This is a genomic window from Pseudomonas putida (genome assembly GCF_016406145.1).
Lineage (GTDB): Bacteria > Pseudomonadota > Gammaproteobacteria > Pseudomonadales > Pseudomonadaceae > Aquipseudomonas > Aquipseudomonas putida_E.
In genome coordinates this window covers 5,065,079-5,081,181 of the sequence record NZ_CP066306.1, presented here as the reverse complement: position 1 = coordinate 5,081,181, position 16,103 = coordinate 5,065,079, and the positions used below count along the sequence as shown (strand labels likewise).

At 62.9% G+C, this 16,103-nt stretch carries 10 protein-coding genes; 6 read left to right on the top strand and 4 right to left on the bottom strand.

All coding sequences use genetic code 11. From position 1 onward, the window contains the following. Positions 1-20 precede the first annotated feature (20 nt). The 3 genes from JET17_RS23435 (at position 21) to JET17_RS23425 (ending at position 3,063) form a co-directional block, all read left to right on the top strand. Complete coding sequence (locus JET17_RS23435) at positions 21-392, top strand: translation initiation factor Sui1 (RefSeq protein WP_012316399.1); 372 nt, start codon at positions 21-23, stop codon at positions 390-392. A 149-nt stretch (positions 393-541) separates the two neighbouring features. Then, the gene (speA, locus tag JET17_RS23430; RefSeq protein WP_012316398.1) at positions 542-2,455 is read left to right on the top strand and encodes an arginine decarboxylase; all 1,914 of its coding nucleotides are present in this window, start codon (positions 542-544) and stop codon (positions 2,453-2,455) included. 152 nt (positions 2,456-2,607) lie between these two features. Then, positions 2,608-3,063, top strand: a complete 456-nt coding sequence (locus JET17_RS23425) for an REP-associated tyrosine transposase (RefSeq protein WP_012316397.1) — start codon at positions 2,608-2,610, stop codon at positions 3,061-3,063. A 415-nt stretch (positions 3,064-3,478) separates the two neighbouring features. Here the strand turns inward: JET17_RS23425 and JET17_RS23420 are convergent, their stop codons facing one another. Then, positions 3,479-4,816, bottom strand: coding sequence for an MATE family efflux transporter (locus tag JET17_RS23420; protein ID WP_012316395.1), 1,338 nt, complete (start codon positions 4,814-4,816; stop codon positions 3,479-3,481). Positions 4,817-5,050: 234 nt separating this feature from the next. Here JET17_RS23420 and JET17_RS23415 point away from each other — a divergent pair, with 234 nt between their 5' ends. Then, positions 5,051-9,952: an alpha-2-macroglobulin family protein gene (locus JET17_RS23415; protein WP_012316394.1), complete on the top strand. Its 4,902-nt coding sequence runs from the start codon at positions 5,051-5,053 to the stop codon at positions 9,950-9,952. A gap of 163 nt (positions 9,953-10,115) precedes the next feature. Here the strand turns inward: JET17_RS23415 and JET17_RS23410 are convergent, their stop codons facing one another. Next, a complete protein-coding gene (locus tag JET17_RS23410; protein WP_012316393.1) occupies positions 10,116-10,409 on the bottom strand; it encodes a hypothetical protein in 294 nt (97 codons plus the stop codon). A 77-nt stretch (positions 10,410-10,486) separates the two neighbouring features. Here JET17_RS23410 and pbpC point away from each other — a divergent pair, with 77 nt between their 5' ends. Further along, positions 10,487-12,841, top strand: coding sequence for a peptidoglycan glycosyltransferase PbpC (gene pbpC / locus JET17_RS23405; RefSeq protein WP_012316392.1), 2,355 nt, complete (start codon positions 10,487-10,489; stop codon positions 12,839-12,841). A 92-nt stretch (positions 12,842-12,933) separates the two neighbouring features. Then, complete coding sequence (locus tag JET17_RS23400; protein WP_012316391.1) at positions 12,934-14,592, top strand: ShlB/FhaC/HecB family hemolysin secretion/activation protein; 1,659 nt, start codon at positions 12,934-12,936, stop codon at positions 14,590-14,592. A gap of 62 nt (positions 14,593-14,654) precedes the next feature. Here the strand turns inward: JET17_RS23400 and JET17_RS23395 are convergent, their stop codons facing one another. Both JET17_RS23395 and JET17_RS23390 read right to left on the bottom strand, forming a co-directional pair. Next, on the bottom strand, positions 14,655-15,437 hold the full coding sequence (locus JET17_RS23395) for a response regulator (RefSeq protein WP_420094515.1): 783 nt from the start codon (positions 15,435-15,437) through the stop codon (positions 14,655-14,657). 113 nt (positions 15,438-15,550) lie between these two features. Continuing rightward, positions 15,551-16,021: an A24 family peptidase gene (locus JET17_RS23390; RefSeq protein ID WP_012316389.1), complete on the bottom strand. Its 471-nt coding sequence runs from the start codon at positions 16,019-16,021 to the stop codon at positions 15,551-15,553. Positions 16,022-16,103 lie beyond the last annotated feature (82 nt).

Below are 16,103 nucleotides of genomic sequence, written 5' to 3'. Positions count from 1 at the left end.
CTCAGCACAGAGGAACAAAAGTGGCCAAGAAAGCTTCTTCCTTTTCCGCCCTTGGCGGTCTCGTGTTCTCCACCGACGCCGGTCGGCACTGCCCCGACTGTAGCCAGCCGGTGGATGCCTGCATCTGCAAGCAGCAAACCATCCCCGAAGGCGACGGCATCGCCCGTGTTCGCCGTGAGAGCAAAGGCCGTGGCGGCAAGACCGTGACCACTGTCACCGGCGTGCCGCTGCCGCCAGACCAGCTCAAGGAGCTGGCCACCACCCTCAAGCGCCGCTGCGGTACCGGTGGTGCCCTGAAGGACGGGGTTATCGAGATCCAGGGCGACCATGTCGAGCTGTTGATCGGCGAGCTGACCAAACAGGGTTTCAAGGCGAAAAAGTCCGGGGGCTGAGGCCATCACGCGATTTTTTGCCCAGCGCTTTCTAAACTCGTTCCCGTGACCAGGGTCTATTCCTGGGCACGGATGAATCGTCATTTCCAGCTTTTACACTGCGCCCGCCACCATGTGGGGCAGTGTTTTCGACTTTATAGGGGACTTGAATGTCCGTACGACGCACACGCAAAGACGATGGTAGCCAATGGACCGTGGCCGACAGCCGCAGTGTTTATGGTATCCGCCATTGGGGCGCTGGTTATTTCGCCATCAATGAGGCCGGGCGCGTCGAAGTACGCCCCAACGGCCCTCAGAGCGCGCCGATCGACTTGTTCGAGCAGGTCGATGAGCTGCGCCAGAGCGGCCTGTCGCTGCCGCTGCTGGTCCGCTTCCCCGACATTCTGCAGGACCGCGTGCGCCAGTTGACCGGTGCCTTCGATGCCAATATCGCGCGCCTTGAGTACCAGAGCCAGTACACCGCGCTGTACCCGATCAAGGTCAACCAACAGGAAGCGGTGGTAGAGAACATCATCGCCACGCAGAACGTTTCCATCGGCCTGGAAGCAGGCTCCAAGCCTGAGCTGCTGGCGGTGCTGGCGCTGGCCCCTAAGGGCGGCACCATCGTCTGCAACGGCTACAAGGACCGCGAGTTCATTCGCCTGGCGCTGATGGGCCAGAAGCTCGGCCACAATGTGTTCATCGTCATCGAGAAAGAGTCCGAAGTGGCGCTGGTTATCGAAGAGGCCGCCGAACTCAAGGTCAAGCCGCAGGTGGGGCTGCGCGTTCGCCTGTCATCGCTGGCTTCGAGCAAATGGGCAGACACCGGTGGTGAGAAGTCCAAGTTCGGCCTTTCTGCTGCCCAGCTGATTTCGGTTGTGCAGCGCTTCCGCGATGCCGGGCTGGACCAGGGCATCCGCCTGCTGCACTTCCACATGGGTTCACAGATCGCCAACCTGGCCGACTACCAGCACGGTTTCAAGGAAGCGATCCGCTACTACGGCGAGCTGCGTGCCCTGGGCCTGCCGGTCGACCATATCGACGTGGGCGGTGGCCTGGGTGTGGACTACGACGGTACCCACTCGCGCAACGCCAGTTCGATCAACTACGACATGGACGACTATGCCGGCGTGGTGGTGGGCATGCTCAAGGAGTTCTGCGACGCGCAGGGCTTGCCGCATCCGCACATTTTCTCCGAGAGTGGCCGTTCGCTGACTGCGCACCACGCCATGCTGGTGATACAGGTGACCGACGTCGAGAAACACAACGACGACGTGCCGACCATCGAGAACAAGGAAAGCCTGCCCGAGACCGTGCAGTGGCTGGCCGACCTGCTCGGCCCGACCGATATCGAGATGGTCACCGAGACCTACTGGCGCGCCACGCACTACATGGGTGACGTGGCAGCGCAATATGCCGATGGCAAGATCAGCCTGGCCGAAAAGGCCCTGGCCGAGCAGTGCTACTTCGCCGTGTGCCGTCGTCTGCACAACTCGCTCAAGGCCCGCCAGCGCTCGCACCGCCAGGTGCTGGACGAACTGAACGACAAGCTGGCCGACAAGTACATCTGCAACTTCTCGGTGTTCCAGAGCCTGCCGGACACCTGGGCCATCGGCCAGGTGCTGCCGATCATCCCGTTGCACCGCCTGGACGAAGAGCCGCTGCGCCGTGCAGTGCTGCAGGACCTGACCTGCGACTCCGACGGCAAGATCAACCAGTACGTCGACGAGCAGAGCATCGAGACCAGCATGCCGGTGCACTCGCTCAAGGACGGTGAGGACTACCTGCTAGGCGTGTTCCTGGTCGGTGCCTACCAGGAAATCCTCGGTGACATGCACAACCTGTTCGGTGATACCGACTCGGTGAACATTTACCAGAACGCCGATGGCAGCGTGTTCCACGCCGGTATCGAGACCCACGACACCATCGAAGACATGTTGCGCTATGTGCACCTGTCGCCGGAGGAGTTGATGACCCACTACCGCGACAAGGTGGCCAGCGCCAAGATCAGCGCCCGCGAGCGTACCCAGTTCCTCGATGCATTGCGCCTGGGGCTGACCCGGTCTTCCTACCTGTCGTCGTGATTGTCACGGCCGCTCCTGCTACCCCTGTAGGAGCGGCCTTGCGTCGCGAATGAGGGCGCAGCCCTCACCGGTGTCACATCAAGAAAAGGAACAAACGTACCCGGCTGCATGGGGCTGACTACCGTTGAACGCAATGTTCAAGGGATACCGACATGGACCGTCAAGGCAATCACCGTTTGCGCAAAGGCCGCCACTCGGAGCAGGGGAGGCTGTATCTATTAACAACGGTTACCCGCAATCGCGCTCCAATCTTCAAGAATCTTCCTTTCGCCCGAGCCGCCATTCAACAGTTGCGGCTAAGCGATCAGGAAGCGTGCTGTCGAACGCTAGCGTGGGTCTTGATGCCAGATCATCTGCACTGGCTGATCGAGCTAGGCCACGGAACGCTTGGCGAATTGATGTGCGCATTCAAATCTCGGAGCAGTTGCGCGCTTTATCGAGCCGGAGCTGATAGGCGTCGTATCTGGCAACCTGGCTTCCATGACCGAGCGTTACGGCGTGAGCAGGACATCAGGGCCGTTGCTCGATACATCATAGCCAACCCAATCCGTGCCGGACTGGTACAGCGTGCTGGCGAGTATTCTCACTGGGATTGTGTGTGGCTGTGAGGCTGCAGATGAGGGCTGCGCCCTCATTTCGCGACACAAGGCCGCTCCTACAGCGGTACCGCGTCGCCTGTAGGAGCGGCCTTGCGTCGCGAAAGGGCTGCAAGGCAGCCCCAGCATCAGTGAATCCACAGTCTTTTTCGTTGCAGGCGCCAACCCACCCATCCCAACGTCAGCGCCCGCAACGCCATGAACCCGAGAAACGCAAACCACAAGCCGTGGTTGCCAAACCCACTCCAATCCGTGCCGGACTGGTACAGCGTGCTGGCGAGTATTCTCACTGGGATTGTGTGTGGCTGTGAGTATGCAGATGAGGGCTGCGCCCTCATTTCGCGACACAAGGCCGCTCCTACAGCGGTACCGCGTCGCCTGTAGGAGCGGCCTTGCGTCGCGAAAGGGCTGCAAGGCAGCCCCAGCATTAGTGAATCCACAGTCCTTTTCGTTGCAGGCGCCAACCCACCCATCCCAACGTCAGCGCCCGCAACGCCATGAACCCGAGAAACGCAAACCACAAGCCGTGGTTGCCAAACCCACTCATGGCCCACGCCAGCGGCAATGCAACCAGCACCGAAACCAGCATTGCATTGCGCATCTCCCGCGCCCGCGTGGCACCGATGAACAGGCCGTCCAGCAAGTAACTCCACACCGCTACCAATGGCAGTACCGCCAGGTACGGCAGGTACGGATAGGCGGCCGCGCGCACACTCTCGATATCGGTCTGCAGGTCGATGAACACATGCCCGGCCAGCAGGAACAGCCCGGCAAAACCCAGACTGGTAATCAATGACCATCCACAGGCCACCACCAGCGAGCGGCGCAGGGTGTCGCGATCGCGGGCGCCGATAGCATGGCCGCACAGGGCTTCCACGGCATGCGCCAGCCCGTCGAGGGCGTAGGCGGTGAGCAGCAGGCCGTTGAACAGCAGTGCATTGGCCGCCACCGTGGCCTCGCCCAGTCGCGCGCCTTGCACGGTGATAAGCAGGAACACCAGCTGCAAGGCCAGGCTGCGCAGGAAGATATCGCGGTTGACCGATAGCAACGGCCGCCAGGCTTGCCAGCGCTTGAGTGCCGCCCAGGCGATATGCCCGGGATAGGCGCGCAGGGCAGGGCGGGTCAGGGCCAGGCCCAGCAGTGCGGCCGACCACTCGGCGATCACCGACGCCCGCGCCGACCCCAGCACTCCCCAATCAAGGCCAAGAACGAACCATAGGTTGAGGACGATGTTCAGCAGGTTGGTGGTCAGCAATATGGCAAGCGGTGCTCGGGCATTCTGGGTGCCGAGGAACCAGCCGACCAGCGCGTAGCTGGCCAGCGCCGCCGGCAGTCCGAGCAGGCGGGTATGGAAGAAGGCCTCGGCTGATTGCTGCAAGGCTTGGCTCGGTTGCATCGCGTGCAGCGCCAGTTGGCTTAAGGGCAGAGCGAGCAGGCCGATGAACAAGGCAAAGCCCACCGCCAGCAGCAGGCCTTGCACCAGAACCTGGCGCAACGCAGCACCGTCGGCACGCCCTGCGGCTTGGGCGGCGAAACCGGTGGAGCCCATGCGCAGGAAGCCCATCAGCCCGACCATGAAAGTGAACAGCGTGGCACCCACCGCCACCGCGCCAAGCTGATGGGCGTGGGGCAGGTGACCGATAACCGTGCTATCTACCAGGGCCACCAAGGGCACCGAGATGTTGGACAGAATCATCGGCGCGGCCAGGGCCCAGACTTTGCGGTGGGTGAGGCGGTGCTGCCAGTCGGTGGCAATTTGCGACATTTGAGTTCCTGGGAAAACAGGGCCGCTATGCGCCCCAATCGCTGGCAAGCCAGCTCCCACAGGGAATGCGCAGCCTTCGCAGGCGGTGAGGAACCTGTGGGAGCCGGCTTGCCGGCGATTGGGGCGCATAGCGGCCCTTCTGGATCGATAGGCCGCATTGTAACGGCCAGCCACCTGCCGTTGCGCTATAGTTGCTGCCTTCACGCATACGCTGCCTATTAGAGTCCCCACTCCATGTTCAACAAAGGATTGTTGCTGGCCTGCGCGCTGGCCCTGCTCAGTGCCTGTGATTCCTCCACGCCAGACACACCTGCCGCCACCGAAAAAACGGCGGCAAGCACCCCGGCCGAATCTGCGGCGCCCAAGCGCGAGGACTCTGCCGAACTCGCCAAACGCTACGAAGGCCGTGAGCTCAGCGTACTGGATGTCTCGGAAGTGCAGCTCGACGGCGCCAGTGCCCTCTCGGTCAGTTTTTCCGCACCGCTGGACGCAAAGCAGGACTTCGCTGCCAAGCTCCATCTGGTCGATACCGTCAAAGGCAAGGTCGACGGTGCCTGGGAGCTTGCCGACAACCAGATGGAACTGCGCCTGCGTCACCTCGAGCCGCAGCGCAAACTTGTGCTGACCGTCGATAAGGGTCTGCTGGCTGTCAACGGCAAGCAGCTGGAAAGCGAGTCGGTGACCCGCCTGGAAACCCGCGACATGCAGCCGACCATCGGCTTCGCCAGCCGGGGCTCACTGCTGCCTACGCGGCTGGCCGAGGGCCTGCCGGTGATTGCCCTGAACGTCGACAAGGTCGATGTCGAGTTTTTCCGGGTCAAGCCGGACATGCTCTCGACCTTCCTGGTCAACTGGGGCCGCAACAGCAGCCTCTACTACTACCAGTCCAAGGAAACCTTGGCCCTGGCCGACCTGGTCTACAGCGGCCGTTTCGACCTCAACCCGGCGCGCAATACCCGTGAGACCGTGTTGCTGCCGATCGCCGGGATCAAGCCGCTGCAGGAGCCGGGCGTATACCTGGCAGTGATGCGCGCTTCAGGGACCTACGATTATTCGCAGCCGGCGACGCTGTTCACACTCAGCGATATCGGTGTATCGGCCCACCGCTATCGCGACCGCCTTGACGTGTTCTCCCAAGCCCTGGAGGGTGGCAAGGCGCTCAAGGAGGTAAACCTCGAACTGCATGACGACAAGGGCAAGCTGCTGGCCCAGGCCAAGACCGATGGCCAAGGCCATGCTCAGCTGCCGCTCACGGCCAAGGCCGATACCCTGATCGCAACCCAGGGTGTGCATACCACACTGCTACGCCTGAACACTGCAGCGCTGGACCTGGCAGAATTCGATATCACCGGCCCGCAGGCAAATCCGCTGCAGCTCTTCATCTTTGGCCCGCGCGACCTGTATCGCCCGGGTGAGACGGTGCTGCTCAACGGCCTGTTGCGCGACCAGGATGGCAAGCCGGTAAAGGCCCAGCCGGTCACTGTGGAGGTGCGTCGCCCGGATGAGCAGGTCAGCCGCAAGTTTGTCTGGGAAGCCGATGGCAGCGGCCTTTATCAATACCAGCTGCAACTGGCTACAGAAGCGCCGACCGGTCGTTGGCAACTGCTGCTCGACCTTGGAGGGGGGCGCAAGCAGGTCTATGAATTCCTCGTTGAAGACTTTCTTCCTGAGCGCCTGGCGCTGGAACTCAAGGGCAGCAGCACACCGCTCTCGCCCGAAGAAACGGCGCAGGTCCAGGTCAATGGCCGTTACCTCTACGGCGCGCCGGCGGCGGGCAATCGCCTGAGCGGCCAGGCGTACGTGCGCCCCCTGCGCGAAGCGGTGCCAGCTTTACCGGGTTACCAGTTCGGTTCGGTCACCGAGACCGAGCTGAACCAAGACCTGGAGCTGGATGAAGTGACCCTCGATCAGGCGGGCAAGGCAGTGGTCGATATCGAAAGCCGCTGGGCCGAAGCGCGCTCGCCGCTGCAGTTGACCGTGCAGGCCAGCTTGCAGGAGTCCGGTGGTCGACCGATCACCCGTCGTCTCGAACAACCGATCTGGCCCGCTGAGCGCCTGCCTGGCCTGCGTGGCATGTTCGAGGGCGAAGAAACCGACAGCGACGGCCCGGTGGAATTCGAGTTCCTGGTGGCCGACCGTGACGGCAATAAGCTCGCTGCCAGCGACCTCAAGGTACGGCTGATCCGAGAACGCCGCGATTACTACTGGAACTACTCGCAAAGCGACGGCTGGAGCTACAACTACAACGAAAAATTCCTCACTCAGAACGAGGAAAGCGTCAATGTAAAAGCGGGCTCTACTGCCAAGCTGACCTTCCAGGTCGAGTGGGGCCCTTACCGCGTCGAGGTGGAAGACCCACAGACTGGCCTGGTGTCCAGCGAACGCTTCTGGGCGGGGTATCGCGCCCAGGACAATGCCGAAGGCGGCGCAGTGCGCCCCGACCAGGTCAAGCTGGCGCTGGACCAGCCGGCTTACGCTGATGGCGCTACTGCCAAGGTCACGGTAACCCCGCCAGCTGCCGGCAATGGCTACCTGATGATCGAATCCAGCGATGGCCCGCTGTGGTGGCAGGAAATCGACGTCCCCGCCGAAGGCAAGACCTTCGATGTGCAACTGGACAAGCAGTGGGCTCGCCACGACCTGTACATCAGTGCCTTGGTGATCCGCCCGGGTGAGCGCAAGGCCAATGCCACGCCCAAGCGTGCCGTCGGTGTGCTACACCTGCCGCTCGGCCGCGCCGAGCGCAAACTGGCGGTCAGCCTGCAGGCACCGGAAAAAATGCGCCCCAAGCAACCCCTGACGGTCAGAATCAAGGCCACCAATGCCGATGGCAGTATTCCCAAACAGGCCCATGTGCTGTTGTCTGCTGTGGATGTGGGCATCCTCAACATCACCGACTTCAAGACCCCTGACCCATACGCCAGCCTGTTCGGCCGCAAGGCCTATGGCGTTGATCAGCTGGACATCTATGGCCAACTGATCGAAGCCGGTCAGGGGCGCCTGGCCAGCCTGGCCTTCGGCGGTGACGCAGCCATGGCCAAGGGGGGCAAACGCCCCAACACCACGGTCACCATCGTTGCCCGGCAGAGTGTGCCGGTGACCCTGAACGAGCAGGGCGAAGGCGAGGCGAGCGTCGATATTCCCGACTTCAATGGCGAACTGCGGCTGATGGCCCAGGCCTGGACCGAGGACCACTTCGGCATGGCCGAGGGCAAGACCGTGGTGGCGGCCCCGCTGATTGCCGAACTCTCAGCGCCACGCTTCCTCGCCGGTGGCGACCGTACCAGCCTGGCGCTGGACCTGGCCAACCTTTCCGGCCTGGCCCAGCAGCTGACTGTCGATATCAGCACCGAAGGGCAGGTGAGCCTGGCAACGAGCACTCAACAACGTATTGCCCTGGCCGAGGGCCAGCGCACCACTCTGATGATCCCGGTGCAGGCGCAGGGTGGCTTGGGCCAGGGCAAGGTGCATGTGCGGGTCAATGGCCTGCAGTTGCCAGGCGAGCCGCAAAACATCTTTGAACGTGAATGGACGCTGGGCGTACGCCCGGCGTACCCGGCCGTGCTCAAGCATTACCGCGTGGCCCTCAAGGACCAGCCCTGGACGCTGCCTGAAGCCGACCTGGCAGCATTCGAACCTGCCGGGCTGGAAGCCAGCCTGGCGTTGTCGAGCCGCCCGCCACTGAACCTGGCCGAGCAGATCCGTGCCCTCGAAGCCTACCCCTACGGTTGCCTGGAGCAGACCACCAGCGGCCTGTACCCTTCGCTGTACGCCGATGCGCAGAGCCTCAAGCGCCTGGGGATCAAGGGAGAGCCGGCCGAGGTGCGCAAGCGCAAGATCGAAATGGGCATCGAACACTTGCTGGGGATGCAGCGCTACAACGGCAGTTTCGGCCTGTGGAGTTCGGACAGCGAGGAGGAGTACTGGCTGACCGCCTATGTCACCGACTTCCTGCTCAGGGCCCGTGACCAAGGCTACGGTGTGCCGGCCGACGCGCTGAAGAAAGCCAATGAACGCCTGTTGCGCTACTTGCAGGAGCGTAACCTGATTGAGGTCGACTACAGCGAGAACGCCGAACACACCCGCTTAGCCGTGCAGGCCTATGCCGCGCTGGTGCTTTCGCGCAGCCAGCAGGCTCCGCTGGGTGCCTTGCGCAGCCTGTTCGAACGGCGCGCCGATGCGCGCTCCGGCCTGCCGCTGGTGCAACTGGCGGTGGCGCTGGACAAGATGGGCGACAAGCCGCGTTCGCAAGAGGCATTGCAAGCAGGCCTGGGTATCAGCCGCAGCAAAGGCTGGATGGCCGATTACGGCAGCAGCCTGCGTGACCAGGCACTGATCCTGGCGTTGCTGCAGGAGAGTGATCTGGCCAGTAATCAGGTCGATCAGCGGTTGTTCGCGCTGTCTGATGAGCTGGCAGCCAACCGTTGGCTGTCGACGCAGGAGCGCAATGCGCTGTACTTGGCCGGGCGTGGCTTGCTCGATAAGCCTGAGAGCCCGTGGAAGGCGCGCCTGGACAGTGCCGGTGAGGTGCGGGAGTTCAGCAATGGCGACGCTGGCATGAAGCTCGAAGGCCCACTGTTGGCCTCGCCGCTGAGTGTGCAGAACGAAGGTAGTGAAACTGTCTACCAGCAACTGACCCTCTCGGGCTATCCACGTCAGGCGCCTGCCGCGGGCGGCAACGGTATGGAGATCCGCCGCGAATACCTGGGCATGAACGGCCAGGTACTGGACCTGCACAACGTGCGCAGCGGCGACCTGGTGCTGGTGCATCTGGCGCTCAAGGCCACGGACCGGGTTCCGGATGCGCTGGTGGTCGACCTGTTGCCGGCGGGCCTGGAGCTGGAGAACCAGAACCTGGCGCAGAGCGCTGCCAGCCTGAACAATGCCAGCAGCGCAGTGAAGCAGTGGCGTGAGTCGATGCAAAACGCCAGCGTGGTGCATCAGGAATACCGTGATGACCGGTATGTGGCGGCGCTCAAGCTCGACGGCTATGGCACCACTCACCTGTTGTATCTGGCGCGAGCGGTGACCCCTGGCACCTACCGTATACCGCCGCCGCAAGTGGAGTCGATGTACCGGCCGAATCTGCAGGCGGTGGGCGATGGGCAGGGTGAGATGACGGTCAAATCAAGGTAGGGCACGTTGCTCTTTTGTAGGAGCGGCCTTGCGTCGCGAAAGGGCCTCATAGAGGCCCCAGACCAGCAACTGTGGTGAACAAGAAGTATCGTGTGTGCCGTTTTTGCAGCCGCTGCGCGCCCGCTCGCGACGCAAGGCCGCTCCTACAATTGACGGTGCACGCTCAATGAATCACCCAACTCATCACCCACAACCCCAGCACCAGCCAGATGATCCCGAGGATGATGGACGCGCGCATGAAGGCGCGGATTGCCGAGTACAGCAGCAGCAGGCCGACGATCAGGGCAAGGATGCTGACCAGTGAGGTGTCCATGCCCAATGTGCGCGCAAGGCCATCAATGAAGTTGCCCCCGGCGTTGGCCAGCAGGTTGAACAGGCCGCTCAAGGCGTCGACGATGAAGCGGATCAACGAACCCAGTGCCTGGCCAAGCCACTCGAAAAAACCTTCTACATGCATAGTTGCTTCCTGATGTACGAATCGGCGAGGTTGCCGTCCCCAAGCCTTTGGCCATCACCTGGCCCGGTCGGTTCCCGATGCCTAGCTTAGCGCGACCGCGCACCCGAGCGGCAAGGATCCTGCGCGCCTGTGTGATGGCGCTGGTGGGCATCGCCGGCCTATTGTGGCTGGCTGACCGCATCTGGCCATTGCCCATGCCGGCAGATGATCTGGCGCGGGTCGTGCTGGCCGAAGACGGCACGCCCTTGTGGCGCTTCGCCGATGCCGAGGGCGTGTGGCGCTACCCGGTCAGCCCCAAAGAGGTTTCGCCTTTGTACCTGCAGGCGCTGCTGACCTATGAGGACCGCTGGTTCTACCACCACCCGGGGGTCAACCCGCTGGCGCTGGTGCGCGCGGCATGGCTGAACGTGCGCGGCGGGCGGGTTGTTTCAGGTGGCAGCACGCTGTCGATGCAGGTGGCGCGTTTACTCGACCCGCACGACCGCACGCTGGCAGGCAAGCTGCGGCAACTGTGGCGTACGGCGCAGTTGGAATGGCACCTGTCCAAGCACGAGATTCTGCAGATCTACCTCAATCGCGCACCCTTCGGTGGCACCTTGCAGGGCGTGGCGGCGGCCAGTTGGGCTTACCTCGGCAAATCGCCGATGCACCTCACGCCTGCCGAAGCGGCGCTGCTGGCGGTGCTGCCCCAGGCACCCAGCCGGTTGCGCCCGGACCGTCATCCCGCACGCGCCCAGCGTGCGCGGGATAAGGTCCTGCAGCGCCTGGACGAGTATCAGGTGTGGCCTGCCTGGCAGATCAAGGAAGCTGCTGAAGAACCGTTACTGCTGGCCCCGCGTCAGGAGCCAGCCTTGGCACCGCTGCTGGCACGCCGCCTGAACACTCCCGGCAGCCCGCCGTTGATCCGCACCACGCTCGATGCCTCGTTGCAGCGGCGCCTGGAGGACCTGCTGCTGGGCTGGCGTGCCCGCTTGCCGGAACGTACCTCCGCGGCCGTGCTGGTGGTGGATGCGCAGAGCATGGCCGTACGTGCCTACCTGGGTTCGATCGACCTTGCCGATGAGCGCCGTTTCGGCCACGTCGACATGGTCCGCTCGCTGCGTTCACCAGGCTCGACCCTCAAGCCGTTCCTTTATGGCATGGCCCTGGACGACGGCCTGATCCATTCCGAATCGCTGCTGCAGGATGTACCGCGCCGCTATGGCGATTACCGGCCTGGCAACTTCTCGATGGGTTTCAGCGGCCCGGTCTCGGCCAGTTCGGCGCTGGCCTTGTCGCTGAACCTGCCGGCGGTACAGTTGCTCGAAGCGTATGGGCCCAAACGCTTTGCCGCGCAACTGCGCATGGCCGGCATGCCGCTGGCGCTGCCGCCATTGGCCGAGCCTAATCTGTCGTTGATCCTCGGTGGCGCAGGCAGCCGCCTGGAGGAGCTGGTGGGTGGTTATGCGGCATTGGCCCGGGGCGGCAACAGTGCGCGGGTGCGTCTGCAACCGCAGGATCCACTGCTGGAGCGGCGTCTGCTGTCGCCGGGGGCGGCGTGGATCATCCGGCGTATTCTCAGCGGCCAGGCGCGGCCGGACCGTGACCCGCACGCGCAGTTGGTGCAACGCCCGCAGTTGGCCTGGAAAACGGGTACCAGCTATGGCTTTCGTGATGCCTGGTCGATCGGCGTCGGGCCGCGTTATCTGATTGGCGTGTGGATTGGCCGGCCCGACGGCACCCCAGTGCCCGGCCAGTTCGGCCTGGCTTCGGCGGCGCCGCTGATGCTGCAGATTCACGACCTGCTGACCAACCGTGACAGCCAGCGGGGCCTTGGCGTGCCGGTCGAACAGGTGCCCGCCAGCATTGGCGTGGCCGCGATCTGCTGGCCGCTGGGCCAGCCCATGAACCGGCAAGACCCCAACTGCAGACGCCAGCGCTTTGCCTGGACACTCGACGGCACCACCCCGCCGACCCTGCAGGCATCCGATCAACCGCTTGGGCTGGGTTTGCGTGAGCAGGTCTGGGTCAACGCGCAGGGGCTGCGGGTGGATGGCTCGTGCCCAGGTGCCCACGCGCGTGATGTCGCCCTTTGGCCGGCCCCGCTCGAGCCTTGGCTGGCGCGGGTCGAGCGGCGTGCGGCGCGGCTGCCGGCGGTGGACCCAAGCTGCCCGCCGCAGGTACCTGCCACGGCACCGCCCCTGTCCATCGTCGGTGTACGCCCAGGCGACAACCTGCGCCGCCCGGCCACCAGCAGCGAGCCGTTGCAACTGCAGGTTTCGGCTCTGGGTGGGGGTGGGCGGCGCTGGTGGTTCCTCAACGGCCAGCCCCTTGGCCAGACTGAGGGCCAGGGCAGCATGCGGGTGCGCTTTGAGCAGGCCGGGCAGATCGAGCTCAGCGCACTGGATGAGAGCGGTGAAACCGCGCGGGTGGCCTTCCAGGTCAGCGAGTAGCCGTTCGACGTTTGCCGGGGCAGCACCTACGCTTGCTGGTGATGGGTGTGGCCGGCCGACGCCCCGGCGCCCAAGGGATTGTGGAGCGTCCTATGCGTCTTGCGGTCGTGCCCCTGTTACTGCTGACCTGGGCCAGCCTGGCCCTTGCCGAGCCGTTGCCGGCTTTTCTCGATACCCATGAATACGAGCGCCGCCTGCCCACCGCCAACCTGCCGGTAGATACCTATCGCCCCGTTACCCCGGCGCTGCATGTCGTGTTACCCGTGGCACCCGCTAGCTTGCCGTCAGATGCCCGATTCGTGCTGCACAAGGTGCGCTTCGAGGGCGGTACGGTTTACCCGCTGAGTGAATTACGTGAGCACTATCAAGCATTGATTGGGCACCAGATATCTTTGGGTGATCTGCAGCAATTCACTGAGCGGCTGACCCAGCGTTACCAGCATGATGGCTACCCCTTGTCGTATGCCTACCTGCCACCCCAGGACTTTGCCGATGGCCGTGTGCATGTGGTGCTGGTGGAAGGGTACATCCAAGACTATGAACTGCTCGGTGATATCGGCCCGCCCGCGCTCTACCTCAAGCAGGTGACAGGACGCCTGCTGGCCGAGCGGCCACTGACCCAGGAAACCCTCGAGCGCTATGTCGGCGCGGTGCAGCGGCTACCGGGTATCAATGTGCAGGCTGAAGTGGCGATGGGGCCCGCCCCTGAAGACGCGAGCCGTCTGAAAATACGTGCGTGGCGCAGACCAGTTGATGCTGGCGTGACTCTGAATGATGGCAGTCGCGGGGACCTGCAGGCGCTGTTCAAAATCTCCAGCAATGGCCAGACACGCTTTGCCGAGCAACTGACTGCGAGCTTTCTGCTGCCAGCCGGTGACGAACATGTTGATTACCAGCGCCTGGATTACCGCCAGCCTCTGGGCGCTCACGGCAACCAATTGCTGCTAGGCGCTGCACGGTACCGCAGTGAGCCGCGTACTCGTGTCCGGCTGGATGGCGGTGAGCACATCAATCAGCGCCTTGAGAGCGAGCGCTATTCGGTCGGTTTGGGCCAGCCGCTGATGATTGCACCGAACGAATGGGTGAACGTGGCCGGGCGTTTTTATTCAATCGGCGAGCACATTGAGTATCGGGCGGGCGGCTTACCCGAGTACGACACCTATGTTCGCGCGCTGTCATTCGAAGGCGACTGGCGAAAGGCAGATCCCGCTCGCCTGCGCTTCGCCAGTGCCGGGGTCTATCAGGGTATGGACTATCTGGGGGCGCGTAGCGATGCAAACTACGACATGGACTTTTTGCGCTTTCGGATCGCCGGGTTACAGAGCGACCAACTTTCTGAAAACTGGCAGGGCGTCGTGTCGGCGGCAGCGTACTGGAGTGACGACAGGCTGCCCGACAGTGAGCGAGCGGTGTTTGGCGGGCGGCTTTTCGGCCGCGGCTACCCGAGCGACCAGGCCGCGGGTGACAAGGGCTGGGGTGTGGCTTACGAGCTCAGCTACAGCATTATGCCTGGCAGTGCCTGGTTGCAACGGGTGCAGCCCTATGCGGTGCTCGACGCGGCGCACGCCTGGTACAACGGCGGGCCTTTCGAGGATGCGCATCTCAGTTCGGTAGCGTTGGGCGTGCGCCTGGCAGGCGGGCGATATGGCAATGTCGCGCTGGAGGTAGCCAAGCCGCTGGCGGATGTGGCACTGGACAGCCTGAACCGTGGGCCTCGGCTGATGCTGAGTATCAGCTATCAGTTGGATTGAGCGTCGGGTCTTCAGGCCCTATCGGTGGCTGCCAATGACAGGGCCTGTGAAGGCAGTTTCACTCAATGGGTGGTGAACCGCTGGTGCACCGGCGACGAACTGGGTGTCAACGCCAGCGCCAGTTGCGTGCGGTTGTGCATATGGGTCAGTCGCAACACCTGCGAAACATACAGTTTCACGGTGTTTTCGGTGATCCCGAGCTCGCAGGCAATCTGGTAGTTGGTCTTGCCTTTGCTCACCAGCCGGGCCACTTCCAGCTGGCGTGGTGAGAGCTTCTCGAACGCGGCAGGCAAGTCGCTCTCACCCTCTTCGACATCGCTGGCGCGGCGGTGGACTCCCTGGCCCCGAGCTTTCTCCAGGTCCTGGTAAAGCTCATCGATGCAGCCCGCCAGGTCTTGTAACCGTTTGTTTAGATTGCCCAGGTTCTGGAAGTTGGATTTGCGTTCCAGCAAAACTTGCTCCAGGCGACGCACGCCTTCGAGCAGTTCGTCGAGGTCGACGGGTTTTTGGTAGTAATCAGCAAAGCCTTCGCGCAGCGCACGAATCACGTCCTGCTTGTCGGCCCGGCCAGTGAGCATGATCGCTTCGAACATGCGCTGGCGCCCGGCAATTTCTTTTAGCGCCCTCACCAGTTCAATGCCATCGCGCTCGGGCATGTGCAGGTCACACAGCACCAGGCCAATGGCTTCATCCGCCACATAGCGCTCGATGGCCTCGTCTGTTGAATGCGCGGCCACGCAATGATGGCCTTGATTTTCGAGATACTCACACAACTGTTCGACGATCAGGGGCTGGTCATCAACCACCAGAACCTTCACCTCACTGAATGACTTGTTCACGATCAACTCCCTGTTCCTAAGCGGCCCTGCTCCCGGGCCAGACGCTCTGGCAGCTTAACCATAGACGCTGCTTGCGAACCTGTACAACGCATGTACAAGTTATCGGACAACGGGACTGATTATTGGATCCATACCGCTGTGAGCAGAAAGCCGGCCAGCACATAAGGCACAAAGGCTTGTTTGTCGCCCATTTGTTCGGTGAGCGCCTGCAGCCGCTTCTTTACCTTGGGGTTGAACAGGGTCCACAGTCGGCGGCGAGTCAGCAGCCACAACAACACGCTTACGCCAGCACCGATAAAGGTCCCGAGCACATACTGATGACTGGTCGCCAACGCCAGAGCGCCCATCAACTTGACGTCGTCAGCACCGAAGTGGCCGAGCATGTAGCCGGGCAAGGTCAATAACATGACGATGGCCAACGCCCAGCCGGCATCGCTGGCGTCGGCGCCAATCCAGGTGTGGCCGGTGAAGAACAGCCAGATCAGTGCACCCGCTGCCACGCCCAAGGTCAGGACGTCGGCGATCTGGCGTTCGCGAATATCCTGTTCAGTGCACAAGGCAAGCCACATCAGCAGAACAATGCTTTGCATTGGCAGGTCGATCCTTATTCGTTGAACACGTCTACCCGTTCAGCAGGTTTATCAATAGGGTAGACGCGATCTGACGAACGGG

Coding starts and splice junctions, on each gene's coding strand:
- speA (WP_012316398.1), top strand. CDS start 542: ATGTCCGTACGACGCACACGCAAAGACGATGGTAGCCAATGGACCGTG.
- JET17_RS23425 (WP_012316397.1), top strand. CDS start 2,608: ATGGACCGTCAAGGCAATCACCGTTTGCGCAAAGGCCGCCACTCGGAG.
- JET17_RS23420 (WP_012316395.1), bottom strand. CDS start 4,816: ATGTCGCAAATTGCCACCGACTGGCAGCACCGCCTCACCCACCGCAAA.
- JET17_RS23415 (WP_012316394.1), top strand. CDS start 5,051: ATGTTCAACAAAGGATTGTTGCTGGCCTGCGCGCTGGCCCTGCTCAGT.
- JET17_RS23410 (WP_012316393.1), bottom strand. CDS start 10,409: ATGCATGTAGAAGGTTTTTTCGAGTGGCTTGGCCAGGCACTGGGTTCG.
- pbpC (WP_012316392.1), top strand. CDS start 10,487: ATGCCTAGCTTAGCGCGACCGCGCACCCGAGCGGCAAGGATCCTGCGC.
- JET17_RS23400 (WP_012316391.1), top strand. CDS start 12,934: ATGCGTCTTGCGGTCGTGCCCCTGTTACTGCTGACCTGGGCCAGCCTG.
- JET17_RS23390 (WP_012316389.1), bottom strand. CDS start 16,021: ATGCAAAGCATTGTTCTGCTGATGTGGCTTGCCTTGTGCACTGAACAG.